The organism is Sulfitobacter sp. BSw21498 (genome assembly GCF_006064855.1).
Taxonomy (GTDB): Bacteria; Pseudomonadota; Alphaproteobacteria; order Rhodobacterales; family Rhodobacteraceae; genus Sulfitobacter.
Genome location: NZ_CP040753.1, coordinates 1,647,355 through 1,662,242, shown reverse-complemented (window position 1 = coordinate 1,662,242; position 14,888 = coordinate 1,647,355). Strand labels below are relative to the sequence as shown.

Annotated in this window: 11 protein-coding genes; 10 read left to right on the top strand and 1 reads right to left on the bottom strand. The window is 61.5% G+C overall.

Annotated elements, in window-relative coordinates; all coding sequences use genetic code 11:
* Positions 1-29 precede the first annotated feature (29 nt).
* Positions 30-5,852: a GEVED domain-containing protein gene (locus E5180_RS08110; protein ID WP_254700433.1), complete on the bottom strand. Its 5,823-nt coding sequence runs from the start codon at positions 5,850-5,852 to the stop codon at positions 30-32.
* Positions 5,853-6,161: 309 nt separating this feature from the next.
* On the opposite strand from E5180_RS08110, the gene E5180_RS08105 reads away from it, so the two are divergent.
* The 10 genes from E5180_RS08105 to E5180_RS08060 all read left to right on the top strand — a co-directional run bounded on the left by E5180_RS08105 (position 6,162) and on the right by E5180_RS08060 (position 14,845).
* Positions 6,162-7,001, top strand: coding sequence for a hypothetical protein (locus E5180_RS08105; RefSeq protein WP_254700432.1), 840 nt, complete (start codon positions 6,162-6,164; stop codon positions 6,999-7,001).
* Positions 6,998-7,939, top strand: coding sequence for an adenosylcobinamide-phosphate synthase CbiB (gene cbiB / locus E5180_RS08100; protein ID WP_138923931.1), 942 nt, complete (start codon positions 6,998-7,000; stop codon positions 7,937-7,939). The genes E5180_RS08105 and cbiB overlap by 4 nt, the downstream gene beginning before the upstream one ends.
* Before the next feature lie 12 nt (positions 7,940-7,951).
* Positions 7,952-8,929 (top strand): threonine-phosphate decarboxylase CobD, encoded by a 978-nt coding sequence (cobD, locus tag E5180_RS08095; protein ID WP_138923930.1) that lies wholly within the window; start codon positions 7,952-7,954, stop codon positions 8,927-8,929.
* 50 nt (positions 8,930-8,979) lie between these two features.
* Positions 8,980-9,780 carry an ABC transporter substrate-binding protein gene (locus E5180_RS08090; protein ID WP_138923929.1) on the top strand — a complete coding sequence of 267 codons (801 nt, stop codon included), beginning with the start codon at positions 8,980-8,982 and terminating at the stop codon, positions 9,778-9,780.
* Positions 9,781-9,783: 3 nt separating this feature from the next.
* Positions 9,784-10,407, top strand: a complete 624-nt coding sequence (gene cobO, locus E5180_RS08085; RefSeq protein ID WP_138923928.1) for a cob(I)yrinic acid a,c-diamide adenosyltransferase — start codon at positions 9,784-9,786, stop codon at positions 10,405-10,407.
* A 53-nt stretch (positions 10,408-10,460) separates the two neighbouring features.
* On the top strand, positions 10,461-10,997 hold the full coding sequence (gene cobU, locus E5180_RS08080) for a bifunctional adenosylcobinamide kinase/adenosylcobinamide-phosphate guanylyltransferase (RefSeq protein WP_138923927.1): 537 nt from the start codon (positions 10,461-10,463) through the stop codon (positions 10,995-10,997).
* 49 nt (positions 10,998-11,046) lie between these two features.
* Positions 11,047-12,072, top strand: a complete 1,026-nt coding sequence (cobT, locus tag E5180_RS08075) for a nicotinate-nucleotide--dimethylbenzimidazole phosphoribosyltransferase (RefSeq protein ID WP_138923926.1) — start codon at positions 11,047-11,049, stop codon at positions 12,070-12,072.
* Positions 12,072-12,824, top strand: a complete 753-nt coding sequence (locus tag E5180_RS08070; protein ID WP_138923925.1) for an adenosylcobinamide-GDP ribazoletransferase — start codon at positions 12,072-12,074, stop codon at positions 12,822-12,824. The genes cobT and E5180_RS08070 overlap by 1 nt, the downstream gene beginning before the upstream one ends.
* A 54-nt stretch (positions 12,825-12,878) precedes the next feature.
* The gene (locus E5180_RS08065) at positions 12,879-14,306 is read left to right on the top strand and encodes a DUF6880 family protein (protein WP_138923924.1); all 1,428 of its coding nucleotides are present in this window, start codon (positions 12,879-12,881) and stop codon (positions 14,304-14,306) included.
* A gap of 65 nt (positions 14,307-14,371) precedes the next feature.
* Positions 14,372-14,845, top strand: coding sequence for a CreA family protein (locus E5180_RS08060; protein ID WP_138923923.1), 474 nt, complete (start codon positions 14,372-14,374; stop codon positions 14,843-14,845).
* Positions 14,846-14,888: the final 43 nt, after the last annotated feature.

The window sequence follows — 14,888 nt, the reverse complement described above, 5'->3', positions numbered from 1 at the left end:
CCTTTCTTCTAACCGATTGATGGCCTGCCTTAGGGCGCGATACGCACCTCGAAAGAGACGGACCCCGTCGCGCCGGGGTCATGCGACCCGGTGCAGTTCCATTGCAGCGACCCCGCGTAACCTGCCGCATTTGTCCCCGGCGTGGTCACGTTGCAGACCACGTCCCCGCTGATGGAAACCGGGCTCGGGATGGCGGAGGCCAGTTCGGTATAGGGCGGTGTGCGGTCGTGGATGACGATGTTGGTTGCCGGCAGCTGTCCGGGGTTGTCGAGGAAGATGCGGTATTCCAGCACATCCCCTGCAGCTGCCCCGTTGCTAACCCCTTCGGGCGTGCCTTGGGTCACGTTGCGTACCGTCTTGCGCAGCGTCAGTACCCCTTCGGAGGATTCCACCCGCACCAGATCGGTGTTGCGGTCCTGTTCGGCCACACCCGACGCGCCATAGGTAGTGTCAGCGATGACATCGAAAGCGATGGTCGACCCCGGTGCCGCAGCACCCGAGGCGGTAACCCGTGCCACAAGACAGATGCGCGTGCCGATGGTGACAGGCAGGGCCGCGGTGATCGGACTGGTTGCCGTCCCGTCGCAGGCCGCGTCCTCATACAGCGCAACAGAGAAAAGACCCGGCGCGGTGATCGACTGGATGTCGGTATCAAACACCACGGACCCTTCTGCATCGGCAAGGTATTCATGCCGCAGGCTCACCACCTGTGCAGGCCTGATCGCGCTTTGCTGGCTTTCGCTCAGGCGGGCATCCTTGACCAAGCCGACATTTAGATCGGGGTAAGAGGTTCCCGCTGCTGGCGTGAAGGTGAACGCGCCGTCGCGTGTATTAGGGTTCTCCAGCCCCGGGGGGGCACCCGGATTTTCCGACACAGCGAGATACCCGTTATCAGGTACGACCGTGATGGTGACGGCATCGGAAAAGCCTTCGGGTAGGGTCAAGCTCCAGCTTCCATCGCTGGCGATTTCAGGTGATCCGACAAGCGTGCCGCTGCTGTCGGTGATCCGGATCTGGGCCGCACTGGTGTCCGCTTCGGTGGCCCCTTGGAGGGCATCATAAGCCGTGTCCGACCCCGTGCCATTGTCGATGAAGACACGCCCCGACAATGTCGGACCTGAACCTGCGAAGGTGACGCTGACGGACGCTTCGTCATCATCGGCGATCCCGTCGCCAAAATCGTCCGTCAGCGCACCCACGCTGGGGTCACTGTCGGGGTCCGGCAGATCAGCGGCGATGATTTCGGCAGCGTTCGTATGCTCGCCCGTGGCGTTCATGGTGACCCGCAGTGTCAATGTTTCGCTTGCGCCGCTGGCCACATCTCCGGTCTCCCAAATACCGGTGCCGGCGTCATAGGTATCCGTACCATCTGCCGGAGTGGCAGAGACAAAGGTGAACCCGTCGGGGATAAGGTCGCGAACCCGGACCCCGGTGGTGCCATCAGGCCCGTCGTTTGTGACGGTGAGGACAAAGTCGAGCGCGGTACCCGGCCCTGCTTGGGTGATTGGCTGGCCGCCGGTGTCGAACACAGTCTTGGTCAGCGACAAATCCGCGGTCGCCCCGCCGTTTACAAAGCCAAAATCAACATTGCGCACACTGCCGGCTGTGATCGTGACGTCGGTCTGCGGGGTCACCGAACCTGCAACAAGCCCGGCGGGGATGTCGGGGTCGGCTTCGTCAACCTCTATGCGGTAGGTGGTCGTGGCTGACAGATTGAGGAACTGATAGGTACCGTCGCTGGCCGTTTCTACGCTGCTCAGGAACGTGTCATCTGCCGTGCCGGCCGTGCCATTGTCGTCATACAAAGAGACAGTCACGGCACTGATCGCGGTTTCGCCGGGCTGGTAGGTGTCAGAGTAATTGGTGTCGCGGTAGACAATGCCCGCCAAGGTGCCTTCGGGTGGTAGGGGACCCAAGCGAGAAGGGCAGTTCAGCCCGTCGTTCAAGCCACCATCACCGGAGGGCACCGTATTGATCAACTGACCGCCGCCCGAGCCTGACCCCTGAACGCCGACATCTGCTTCATAGATATCGTTGGTCACGTTCTGGTTGAGGTACATTCTGCCATAAAGGTCGAACCATACCGCACCATAAGACTGATCCCAGGCGGTCGGGCCGAATTCCACCGGCGCGCGTGTGCCCGGCGTCCCGTCGGCAGGGTCGATATAGAATAGACGGTCAGACGCTTCGTTCACGCCGTACAACATACCGTCGTTGGGGTTATAAGCGATGTCAGAGGGCTCAACGGCAGCTGACAGCATGATCAATCCCAGATCCACCGGCGCTGCTGGGTCGGTCAGATTCAGCAGTTGCAATGCATTGGCACCCTCCACACGGTAAACCATGACCCCATTTGGAAGGATATCGCCCGCCGAGGACCCAACAGCAGCGGTGGCGGGTAGGGTGGCGACCACTTCGTAGGCACCGGTGGCGTCCAGGCGGATCAGCTCGCGGGTTCCGGTTCGCACGCCATAGAACAACCCGTCGAGCGCATTATACCCCCAGCCCCCATCATATTGCGCCCCCGCAGGCGTGCCGATGTCGGTTGCCGTAATGCTGTACACGCCGCCCGATTCCGCAAAACTGAGACGTTGCAGTTGCGAATTCGCCTGTGTCACGCGATAGAGCGAGCCGTCGCAGCTAAAAGGCACAGCCCCCGCCGACAGGATGACCTTGTAATCTTCGACTTCGCCGTCAAAATTCAGCCCATCAAAAGGGTCCGCCGCAACCGCACTGGACGTAGACCAGCGGATGCGTGCATGGGTAAAGCCGCTGGTGATATTTGCAGGCACCGGGATGTTCAGCGTGATCTGGTTGTTGAACAAACCGTCCGTGTCCCCTGCGCCACCATCGCGGTAGTCGATCGCGATATGCTCTGATGTGTCGAACGTGCCGCTTTGGTCAAAATCCACCCAAAGTTGCAGGTTCGTGACGCCCGATACCACTGGAATACCCAAGGCAAGTTGCAGGCTTAAGGTTTCATGAGTGATGATCGTCAGCGGCACGGTGGTGCCCGCCTCGAGAATGGGAAAGACGGCGATGGAATCTTCGTCGTCAAAGCCGGACAGGTCATCCGCGTCGGAATCAGGGCTGTGCTGTGGCGTTTGTTCGGTGTCGGGTTCGCCGGCACCCAGATAGATGTCCGGCACAACGACATGTCGCGGATCGCCATAGGAGGCGGGCGCATCGCCACGGTCGGACAGATCAGCGGCCGCGATGACCAGTGAATAGTCCTCGACCTCGCCATCCACGGCAAAGCTCGAGGTGGACAAACCGGGCTCCGAACCATAGCGAAAGCGCGCAAAGGTGGTCGACGTTGTCGCATCTGACGGCACGGTCACATCGATTTGGATGACGCCGTCGCCTGCGACGTTATCGAACTGCGTACCGTCGTCCTTAAGATCCAGCGCGATGCGCTCGCCGAGCGTTTCCTCGAACAGGCCGTCACCATTAAAGTCGATCCAGGCTTGCAGGTTGCCGCTGCCAGTGACCGCAATATCAAGGGTGCTAATCATCCCTTGGGTGAGGACGGGAAAAACGACCCCGTCTTCATCATCGGTGCCAATCAGGTCATCAGCGGTCGCAGTCGCATCGGACTGGGCAACCAATTCGATATCAGGCTCGATCAGGCCAAGGTACACACTCGGTGATGCATCCACGCCGTGGGTCGCCGTGAGATAGCTCAGAGGGGCATCGCCAAAGTCTACGCCCAAGCCAGCGAAGACTGCAATCGTCACCAAGGCGCGGTCGCAATCGCTGGGTTCAAGCGCGTCACAAAGTTGGTATTCGATGGTGTAAACGCCGGCTGGTACACCGGCCGGTACGACGACGCGGCCCGCTTCGGCACCACTTACCTCCAAGATGGGAACCGGGTCGCCGGTGTTTTGCGGAACGGCTTCGGTCAAGACGGCGAGCGTGCCGGTCGGAAATGCTGCGGGCAAGCCATTGATGGTGTCATTCGCCATGACCTCGCCAGCAGTCCCCCCGAGCAGTGTATTTACGGGCGACGCGGTGTAATCATCGTCCTGCGCCACAACATTGGGCGAGGTGTTTGAAATCGCGCACAGCTGGATGCCGGAGCCGCGCGTGGCACTGCGGTCGGACGACCCGGTGTAGCCGTGGATGAACTCAGCCTCGACGAAGGTGCTGAATTCATAGGTTACATAGTTGTCAAAGCTCGTCTCGTTGGGCTCGTCCACCCAGTCTAACGGATTGCCTACCTTTGCAGGGTCCATCGAGATTGCATTCGGGCCAGCCGGAAACGACGACAAGGGCGTGGTGTTGAAGAAAGAGGTATCTGTCGGCGTGGTCAGGGAGCCCACCACATCGGAGGAATCGTCATCATCGTCGCGGCTGTCCACGTCGGTTTGCTGGACGATAATGCCGTTGATGCGGCTTTGGTCAATCGCCAGACCTTGGGGATTTGCTGATGTGGCGCTGCCATCCTGAACCAAACGGAGCCTATATGTGATATAGGCATTATCTTCGGGCGTCATCTGCGCCTCGAGCGAGGTGTCCAGCTCGAGCGAACTCGCGTTGTTGATGCTGGTGACCTGCATCACGACATCGATCGGATTGCCGTTGATGTCGGTTGTCACGTCTTCGTACAAAAAGATGTCGGACAGCGTCACATTCGACTGGCTGCCCGAACCCGCGAGCTGACTGGAGGGTTGGCTGAATACGGATTGGGGCGTGCAGCTTTGCGAGCCGGTTTCGCCGGATAGAACGCTGCTGACAATGGACAGCGATTGCGCGTTCGATTGCAGGCGGGACACGAAGGGTTGACCGATACGCCCGATACCGGCCACGGCACTGCTATCTATGGTGCCGGTCAGCACATCTGACGCCTGAATGGTATAGTCGGCTTGGCAGACCACTGTGCCCCCGGGGGCGACCGGTATACTGATGGCCGGGCAAAGTACGGGCCCAAGCAGATCATCCTCGATCACGATATCCTGTCCGGTGTTAAAGGGCAGGGCACCGGTGTTCGTAATGGTATAGCTATAGGTAACTGTTTCGCCCTGTGTCCCCGTGCTGGGGCTGGCACTGCGGGTCAGGGAAATGCTTTGATCGACGTTAAACGATGCATTGCCCAACACACCAATCGCCCGTGCCCCTGGGTCGTACTCCGTCAACGCGCTATAGTTTCGCACGTCCGCAATCGATTCATCGTACCAGAAAGTCACGGCAGACGTGGCATCGGGGAATGTCGCGCGCACCGTGCCCCGATCATCATTGCCCGACGACGCAGAGGGGGTGGCCCCTTCGAAGTAGATACACTGAGCCTGGTTCGCACCGATCGGTCCGGTAAAGCCCGAACCGGGACCTGGACCTACAAGGACAACCGGGGTCGTACTGACGGTTGCAAAGGTCGGATTCCCGTTGTCACCAAAACCGGTCACAAAGTCACAGCGATCGCCTAATGAATCTGTATCAGTTGTGTCGATATCAAGAACATCGATCACCAGATTGTCGATCGGAAAGGCAACGCCGCCCGAACTGGTAGAGACCGAAGTGGTCGTTCTGGCATCGCCGAATGCGCCGCTGTTCTCGGGCGCGTCGGAAAAGACGACAAGCGCTTCGACATTGCCACCAAGAAATGCCACGTCATCCGGCGTCTGGTTCGAGCCGAACTCCTCGAAGATACCGGTGTGTGCTATTCTAAAATCAACCTCGAACCCGTATTGGTCGCGCAGCGTCGCGGTCAGCGGGCCAAGATTGCCTGCCGGCCAGTCATAAAAACTCCAATCAAGGACGAACTCACCTGCATCGGCCTTGCCGGCGCCTGCCACAACCAAAGCTGCCAAAGCGGCACCGCGGAGCGTGGTATAGGTTAAATCTGCGATCGACATCATACGGACCTCTTGTTGCGGTGACCCAAACACCTTTTACATTGGCCGAAGACGAACGCGCCGCCTTTCCTGCCCCCCGGGATAAGTCCAAAGTTCTCACACAAGGTTAACGCGAGCGAGAATGCTCAGGTACAATCTGACTGCCTTCCAGAATAGGCCCCTATACTTTCGAGAGCGCGGCGCGCAGAATCGGTAGGCAGGGCGGGGCGGAAAAGCCTTTGCCCCATAGTCCCTTGCCTTGTTGCCGTTTGCCTGAGGATCGTGAATATGGCGTCACCAATTCCCTGCCTCCGGACGAAAGCCATTAATTTGCAGACAATTTTTGATAATTCAGGAGCGTCTGCAGAAACTGCGCCTGTTTTCGGTCATTTCGGTGAATGGCTGCAGGGCCGTTTGGGGCCGGCGGGGCCGGTTGTACTGGTGACGATGGTGTGCCCTGCGCATGGGGTGCAGGCACGGTTCACGCGGGGGAGAAAGTTGACGTTGGTGCATGACGGGCCAGCGGCGGTCAACCGTGAACAACTTCAGCGTCTGATAGATATCGCCGGGGTGGAAAAGGGTCGCTTTGCTTTGTCTGGTAACTTGCCCGTTGCCGTCGGGGCCGGAGCGTCTACGGCGGGTTTGGTCGCAGTGGCGCGGGCGGCGGGCGTGGCCGAAGACCGGTTGCCGTCGCTTTGTCTGGCGGTCGAAGGAGCCACTGATCCGTTAATGCTCCCCCATCCCGACAGGGTCGTCTGGGCCTCGCGTCTGGCCCAAGGCAAGGGTGTGATTGCCGCACCGCCACGGGCCGATATCATCGGCGGATACTTTGGGGCACCGATCCGGACCGATGCGGCGGATGACGGTTTCGCAGACATCTCTGACCTGCTGCCGGCTTGGGAAAACGCGACCGCACAGCAGGATTTGCCACAGGCCGCGCGATTGGCCAGCGTCAGTGCAGACCGGACAACAGCATTGCGGGGCCCCCGAAACGACCCAAGCGCGGCATTGGCGCAGCGGCTTGGCGCTTTGGGCTATGCGCGCGCGCACACCGGATCTGCCCGCGCCTTTATATTTACGCCCGGCAGCGCTCCGGATGATGCAGAGCAGGTGCTGGCAGACTACGGCCTGACGGGCGCAATGCGGTTCAAGACCGGAGGCATGGCATGATCGGTGCGGCAGGCATCCTGCTTGGATTTCTGGTCGAGGCGGCGCTGTCGTGGCCCGCGCCGCTTTATGCCAAGATCGGGCACCCTGTGTCATGGATTGGCCATGCCATCCGCGCAATCGAGACGCGGTTGAATACCGCAGAAAAAACGCCTGCGCGGTTGCGTCTGTTGGGCGGCGTCGGCGTTTGCATGGTGCTGACGCTTGCTGTCGTGCCTGCGATTGCGGTCGCTGCGGTGCTGCCCGATGGGTGGGTCGGCTACGCGATTGGCGGCGTGCTGGCTTGGCCGTTTCTGGCACCACGGTCGCTGTTTCAACACGTAGCAGCGGTGGCCAAGCCCTTGGCCAAAGGGGATACTTCCGCAGCCCGCTATGCCGTTTCCATGATCATCGGGCGCGATCCTGACAAGCTGGACGATGCCGCAATTGCGCGCGCCTCGCTTGAAAGTCTGGCTGAAAATGCCTCGGACGGGGTGGTGGCTCCTGTGTTCTGGGGCGTTGTTTTAGGGTTGCCGGGGCTGGTCGGCTACAAAGCGATCAATACGATGGATTCGATGATCGGCCACCGGTCGGCGCGGTATCGCCACTATGGCATGGTGGCTGCGCGGCTGGATGATCTGGTCAATCTGATTCCGGCGCGCCTGACGGGGCTGCTCTTTGTGCTGGTATCGGGTCACACGCAGCGGGCCGCCGCCGTGATGCTGCGCGATGCGCGCCACCACCGGTCCCCCAATGCCGGTTGGCCCGAAGGTGCGATGGCCGGCGCACTTGACGTCCGCCTGTCCGGCCCGCGTGTCTATGGTACAGAAATCGCGGATGAACCTTGGTTGAATGCGGAGGGTCAAGAGGCGGACGCGACAGGGCTGCGTCGGGGGCTGGCGCTTTACCTTCGCGCCATGTTCGTATTAGCAGTCGTGTTGGCGCTAGTGGCGCTGATCTGACAGGGGCAAGCGATGCGAGACCACGGCGGCAATCTGGATGGGGCGATCAGGACGTTCGGCGGGAACCGCGCCAGCTGGATCGACCTTTCGACAGGGATCAACACGGTGCCATATCCGGTGGGGTCGCTGACGCCCGAAGCGTGGACGCGGCTGCCCGAGCGCAGCGCGCTTGATGCGGTGGAAGACGCGGCACGGCGGGCCTATGGCGCAAGCTGCGCGGTCGTGCCAGTGTCGGGGGCGCAGGCGGCGATCCAGCTGGTGCCGCGCCTGATCGAGCCCGCGCAGGCCGCGATCCTGTCGCCCACCTATAATGAACATGCCGCCGCGTTGCGGGCCGAAGGCTGGCAGGTGACCGAAGCCTCTGACCTTGACGCGCTTGAGGGGTACGCCCTTGCCGTGGTGGTGAATCCCAACAATCCCGACGGACAGCGTCACGCCTCCGACGCCCTACGTGCGCTCGCTGAAACGGTCGAGCTTCTGATCGTGGACGAGAGCTTTGCTGATCCTGATCCAGAGGTGTCGCTGGTCCGCGGTGGGGCCGATCTGCCGAAGAATATCCTTGTCATGCGGTCCTTTGGCAAGTTCTACGGGCTGGCGGGGCTGCGTCTGGGGTTTGTCTTGGCGGCAGAGCCAATGGCCGCAAAACTGCGCGCGATGACAGGCCCATGGCCGGTGTCGGGCATGGCGATAGAGGTCGCATTGCGCGCGCTGAACGATACGGAATGGGCGGCGCAGACCACAAGACGTTTACAAGGCGAGGCGGCGCAGTTGGATGCTATGGCGCGGCGGGCAGGGTGGACGCTGAAGGGCGGCACGCCGCTGTTTCGCACCTATGCCACGCCGGATGCCGCAGCGGCCCAGAGCGCTTTGGCCGCACATCACATCTGGTCGCGAATTTTTCCGTATTCCGACAGCTGGATACGCCTCGGCCTGCCAGGCCCACCCGCCGATTGGGCACGGTTGGAAGCTGCCCTGAAGGGCGGGGCGTGATCCGGCAGCGGGCATCGCGCGTGTTGGCTGCTGCCATTGCTTGCGGCACAATGTTAGCCGTTCCCGCCAAGGTCTACGCCCAAGACCTGCCGCGCGTGGTGTCGATGAACCTGTGCACCGATCAGATGGTGTTGCTGCTGGCCGACGCTGATCAAATCGTCTCTCTCAGCCGCTTGGCACGTGACCCGCGGTCGTCCTCGCTGGCACAAGAGGCGGAGGCCTATCCTCAAAACGCGGGTGGTGCCGAAGAGATTTACCTGTCGGACCCTGATCTGGTGCTGGCGGGGCGGTACTCTGACAAGGCGACGCTGGCGATGCTGCGCCATCTTGGCCTTCAGGTGGCGCAAATGCCCCTCACCAAAAAGCTTGACGATATACCTGCGCAAATCCGCCAGATGGGCGATCTATTGAGACAGTCCACGCGGGCAGACACGATGGCACGTCAGGTTGAGCAAACATTGGCGGCGCAGCCCGCTTTGACGACAGATGCACCCGTGGCCGCGTTTTACTACCCTAACGGCTATTCGCTGGGGGTGGATACTTTGGGGCATGACATCGTGACAACGGGCGGCCTGCGCAACCTGTCGCAAAAGCTGGGCCGACGAAACAGCGGGCGTCTGGCACTTGAGGAGCTGGTGATGAACGCCCCTGATCTGTTGGTCACCACGCACCCCTATCGCGGTGGTTCCCGATCCGAAGAGATCATGCTACATCCTGCCCTCGCGCAATATGCCCAGACCGACAGGATGGTGTATAGCTCCCCCGATTGGGTCTGTGGCACGCCGCTGGCACTAAGGGCGGTGCAGGACGTGCGCAGGGCACGCAATAACATACGCCACGAGGAGAGATAACAGATGACCGACAGCACCCCAGAAGAGAACAAGCGCCACGCCGAGAAGATGGCAAAGGTCCAGACTGCCCGCGCCAAGATGATGGCAGAAAAGACGGTGACCAAGGGGCTTATCATCGTGCACACTGGCACAGGTAAGGGCAAAAGCAGCTCGGCCTTCGGGATGATCATGCGCTGTATCGGTCATGGTTTCCCCTGCGCCCTTGTGCAGTTCATCAAAGGTGCGCGGGTGTCAGCAGACCGTCAACTGCTAGAAGACCGCTTTAGCGATATCTGTCAGGTTTACGTGATGGGCGAAGGCTTTACCTGGGACACGCAAGACCGCGAACGCGACGTCGCCGCCGCCGGTCGCGCGTGGGACAAGGCCAAAGAGCTGATACGCGATCCCAACAACCGCATGGTGCTGCTGGACGAACTGAACATTGCCCTGCGCTATGGCTATATCGACGCGCAAGACGTGGTCGATTTCCTGCAGGCCGAAAAACCCCAGATGACCCATGTGGTGATCACCGGCCGCAACGCGCCCGACGCGTTGATCGAGATGGCGGATCTGGTGACCGAGATGAAAGAAATTAAACATCCGTTCCGCAAACAGGGTATCGCAGCACAAGCCGGTGTGGAATTCTGATCGACACCGGGGCAGGGCATCGCGCCTTGCCCTGCCAGCCAAAGGGCGGACATATGGACAAGATCACGCTGGTCACCGGCGGTGCAAAATCGGGCAAGAGCCTTTTTGCCGAAACCCACGTCCGCGCCTATGGGCTGCCACTGGTCTATATCGCCACCAGTCAGGCGTTTGACACCGAGATGGAAGACCGTATCGCCGCTCATAAAACCCAACGCGGGGCTGGTTGGGACACGGTGGAGGAACCGCTGGATCTGTGCTGTGCGCTGGCACGTACGGACGGAGCGGGCGCGCGCTTGGTGGATTGCATGACGCTTTGGCTGTCCAATGTGATGCATGCAGAGCTGGACTGGCAGGCGGAGCTTGAAAAAGTGCTACAAACCCTGCGTGAACAATCCTCCCCCGTCATGTTGGTCACGAATGAAGTGGGCGGCGGCATTGTTCCGATGTCCGCGCTGGCACGGCGCTACCGCGATGCCTCGGGCCTGATGAACCAGCGTCTGGCGGCAGGTGCGGGGCATGTGGTGATGGTCACTTGCGGCTTGCCACTTGCGCTCAAGGGCAGTGCTGCTGCTCCGGCGTCGCTTGCCTGATCCCTGATCCCAACATACGATATTATTCAAAACGAAAGAGACCCTTTGCATGGCGCATGTGACTTTCCCCCTGACTTCCCTCTCCGACCTCGGTGCGCTGACCCGCGACCTGCCACAGGCTGACGCTGCCGCCCAAGACGCCGCGCGTGACCGTCAGAATGCGCTGACCAAGCCACCCGGATCGCTGGGCCGGCTGGAAGAACTGGCGGTGTTCATGGCGGGTTGGCAGCAACAGGCTGTGCCACAGATCGACTTTGCACAGGCGCTGGTCTTTGCTGGGAATCACGGGATTTGCGCGCAGGGGGTGAATCCCTTTCCGCAAGAGGTGACGGCCCAGATGGTACAGAACTTCAAGGCGGGCGGCGCGGCGATCAACCAACTGTGCCACGTGAATGACGCGCGCCTGTCGGTGATTGATCTGGACCTTGACCAGCCCACGGCTGATTTCACCGAAGGCCCAGCAATGACCGAAGCCGAGTGTGTGGCAGCGCTAAACGCAGGTGCCGCGGCGCTGCACCCGGCGGCAAGTGTGTTGATTCTGGGAGAAATGGGGATCGGCAACTCCACCGTCGCGGCGGCATTAACGGCTGCGGTCTTTGGGGGGGCTGTGCAGGACTGGGTCGGGCGCGGCACTGGCTCTGACGACGAAGGCGTGCGCCGCAAGGTTGACGCCATCACGCGCGGCCTTGCCCGCCATACCGCGACACCTCAGGACGGTGCCACGATCCTGACGTCCTTGGGCGGACGCGAGCAGGCCGCGATTTGTGGCGCTGTTCTCGCGGCGCGGCAACGGCGTGTTCCCGTGATCCTTGACGGCTTTATCTGTACGGCCTCGGTCGCGCCGCTGTTCGCGCTGTCTCCAGCGACGCTGGACCACTGCCTGATTGGCCACCTGAGCGTCGAACCCGGGCATAAACGTCTGCTGGACGCGATCGGCAAAACCGCGGTGCTCGATTTCGATATGCGGTTGGGCGAAGGATCGGGCGCCGCGCTGGCGCTTGGTATCCTGCGCTCGGCTCTTGCGTGTCACAGCGGCATGGCGACCTTTGCCGAAGCAGGCGTGGCGGGCGGCTGATGCTGCCTGCACGGCTGGCAGAGGCACGGCTGGCGATTCTGCTGCTGACCCGTATCCCCGTGGGAAATCTGCGTGATCCGATCCCTGCGACGGGGGCGTCGGCCTGGGCGTGGCCTTTGGCAGGCTTGATCGCGATGCTGCCCGCAAGCTTGCTGTATTGGGGACTGCATGCGGCGGGCTTTGGGCCGACGGTCGCGGCCCTTGGTCTGATCTTTGCCGCGACCCTGCTGACGGGGGCGATGCATGAGGACGGGCTGGCCGATATGGCCGACGGTTTCGGCGGCGGGCAGACCCGCGCGCGCAAACTAGAGATCATGCGCGACAGCCGCATCGGCAGCTATGGTGTCATGGCGTTGATCCTGTCGGTGGCGCTGCATGTGGCGCTGATCGCACGGTTGGATAATCCGGCGCTCGTCGTACCTGCCGCCCTCGGGCTGTCGATGGCAAGCCGCGCGATGCTGCCGTTCTGGCTGGCGCGGATGCCTGCCGCGCGGGCCGACGGGCTGGGGCATGGGGCGGCGCAGGTGCCTGCGACCTGCGTCTATGTTGCGGTCGCCCTTGGTCTGTTTGGGGTGCTGCCCTTGGGGTTCGGCGCAGGGGCTGTGATCTTTGCGGGTGTCGTGGTGTCGACTGCGCTGATTGCGGCGCTGGCGCTGCGCCAGATCGGCGGTCAGACCGGCGATGTGATCGGGGCGATGCAAAAGCTGGCCGAACTGGCGGGCTGGGGCGTCGCCGTTTATCTTGTCGGGTAAAGCTTGGATCATGCGCCCCTTTGACAGGCCGCAAATCCGATGTAGCAAGGCCCCATGTCGAAAAAGACCCTGAACACCGCAAATCTTGCCGCCCTCGGGGCGGACCGTCTGGCCGAGTTGTTGATCGAGGTCAGCACCGGCAGCGCCGATATGAAGCGCCGCCTGCGGCTTGAGCTCAGCCATAACCTTGGCCCCGCGGAGCTGGCGCGTGACGTGCGCAAGCGGCTGGTCACGATCCGGCGGGCCAAAAGCTATGTCGGGTGGCGCAAGCGGAACGCTCTGATCAAGGACCTGCGCACGCAGTCCGCGATGATCATCGACAAGATCGCCCCAGACGCGCCCGCAGACGCCTTTGATCTGCTGTGGGAGTTTCTTGAACTTGCGCCCTTTGTCATGAGCAGGGTGGACGATAGCAAAGGCGATGTGGGGGCGGTTTTCTTTGATGCCCGTGAAGAGATCGGCCCGATTGCGGCCCGTGCCCCGCTGGACCCGATACCGCTGGCCGAACGCACGTGGGAGGCGGTGCAAACCAACAGCGATGGTGCGTTCGACGCGATCATCACGCGGATGGCCCCGTCGCTTGGCGAAACGGGGATGGCGCATCTGAAATCCTTGATCCACCAGTTCGAAGCCGCACCGTTGGACGCCACCGACGATCACCCTGCGCTGCAATTCTTGCGTGAACTGCGGGGGCGGAGTGGGAATTACACCGCTCAGCGCAAACGGCGCTTTATCCAGATGCACCTGCGCGAGGTCGCCTTGGCGCAGGGGGATACGGAAACCTATATCTCGCTGTTTTCACCCACCGATCTGGCGCGGCCCACCGTTGCGGTAGAGGTGGCCGAGCTATGGGCCGCGCAGGGCGACCACACGGCCGCGCTGGACGTCCTTGATGGGGCGCAGCCCAAGGGCAGGGTCGCGGGGCGCGGCGAATGGGATGCGGCCTATGTCAACGTGCTCATGGCATTGGGACGGGAGGACGATGCCCAAGCGCACCGCTGGCACTGCTTTGCCGAAACGCTCGACCCTGACATGCTGCGCGCGCACCTCAAGCAACTGCCGGATTTCGACGATCTGGAGGTAGAAGAAGCCGCCAAGGCGCATGCCGCAGCGTTCAAAGATCTGAACGCCGCAATTGCCTTTTTCCTTGCGTGGCCCGATTTGCGCGGGTTGGCCACCATGGTCGAAACGCGTGCCGACAGGTTGAGCGGTACCCAAGTCGCCCGTCTCACAACGGCAGCCGATGCGCTGCGATCCCGCCATCCTTTGGCGGCGGCGCTGTGCTGGCGAACGATGATCGAAGCCACCCTGCGGGACGCTGCCAAGACGCGCTATGCGCAGGCGGCTGATCACCTGATGGATTGCGCGGCGGCGGACCTCGAAATCGAAGAGTATGGACGTTTTGAGAGCCATGACACCTTTGTCCAACGGTTGCGCAAGCGATATTCGGGCAAGGCCGCGTTCTGGACGCGCGTCACTTAAACGGCGGGGGTAGGGGGTTCTTGGGCGCGTGTGGGAACTAAATCGGCTGTGACGCGTATGGATGCATGAACATATTCAAACGCGCCGCCTTCGTCCCCATCGCCGCCCTTGGCTTTGTCCTTCCAATGACCGCAACTGCCGATGTTGTGGGCAATGTGGACGTGGACTGGCTGGGCAATGACATCGTGGTTGAGGCTGTCTCCGACCCGGATGTCAAAGGCGTTACCTGCCATCTGGCCTATTTTGAACGTGGCCTGATCGACCGTCTGCAAAAAGGCAACTGGTTCGAAGACCCGTCGAACTCCTCCATTTCCTGCCGTCAGACAGGCCCGATCGAAATCGGCGATATCTCGCGCGATGACGAAGGGGAGACCGTGTTCAGCGAACGCCGGTCCGTCATCTTCAAGACGCTGAAGGTCAAACGAATTTTCGACGAAGAGAACAACACGTTGGTCTATATTAGCCACGCGCGCGATGTGCAGAACGGGTCCGCCAAAATGTCGATGTCGACTGTGCCGCTCTACGTGCCGACCAAATAGGCAAAGCTTTGCCAAGGCGTATCATCCGCTTTGCCCGCCCCCG

Bases quoted from the DNA above. Each gene is read 5' to 3' on its own strand.
- E5180_RS08060 (WP_138923923.1), top strand. From the start codon at position 14,372: ATGAACATATTCAAACGCGCCGCCTTCGTCCCCATCGCCGCCCTTGGC.
- cbiB (WP_138923931.1), top strand. From the start codon at position 6,998: ATGATCGGTGCGGCAGGCATCCTGCTTGGATTTCTGGTCGAGGCGGCG.
- cobU (WP_138923927.1), top strand. From the start codon at position 10,461: ATGGACAAGATCACGCTGGTCACCGGCGGTGCAAAATCGGGCAAGAGC.
- E5180_RS08110 (WP_254700433.1), bottom strand. From the start codon at position 5,852: ATGTCGATCGCAGATTTAACCTATACCACGCTCCGCGGTGCCGCTTTG.
- E5180_RS08090 (WP_138923929.1), top strand. From the start codon at position 8,980: ATGTTAGCCGTTCCCGCCAAGGTCTACGCCCAAGACCTGCCGCGCGTG.
- E5180_RS08070 (WP_138923925.1), top strand. From the start codon at position 12,072: ATGCTGCCTGCACGGCTGGCAGAGGCACGGCTGGCGATTCTGCTGCTG.
- E5180_RS08065 (WP_138923924.1), top strand. From the start codon at position 12,879: ATGTCGAAAAAGACCCTGAACACCGCAAATCTTGCCGCCCTCGGGGCG.
- cobO (WP_138923928.1), top strand. From the start codon at position 9,784: ATGACCGACAGCACCCCAGAAGAGAACAAGCGCCACGCCGAGAAGATG.
- cobT (WP_138923926.1), top strand. From the start codon at position 11,047: ATGGCGCATGTGACTTTCCCCCTGACTTCCCTCTCCGACCTCGGTGCG.
- cobD (WP_138923930.1), top strand. From the start codon at position 7,952: ATGCGAGACCACGGCGGCAATCTGGATGGGGCGATCAGGACGTTCGGC.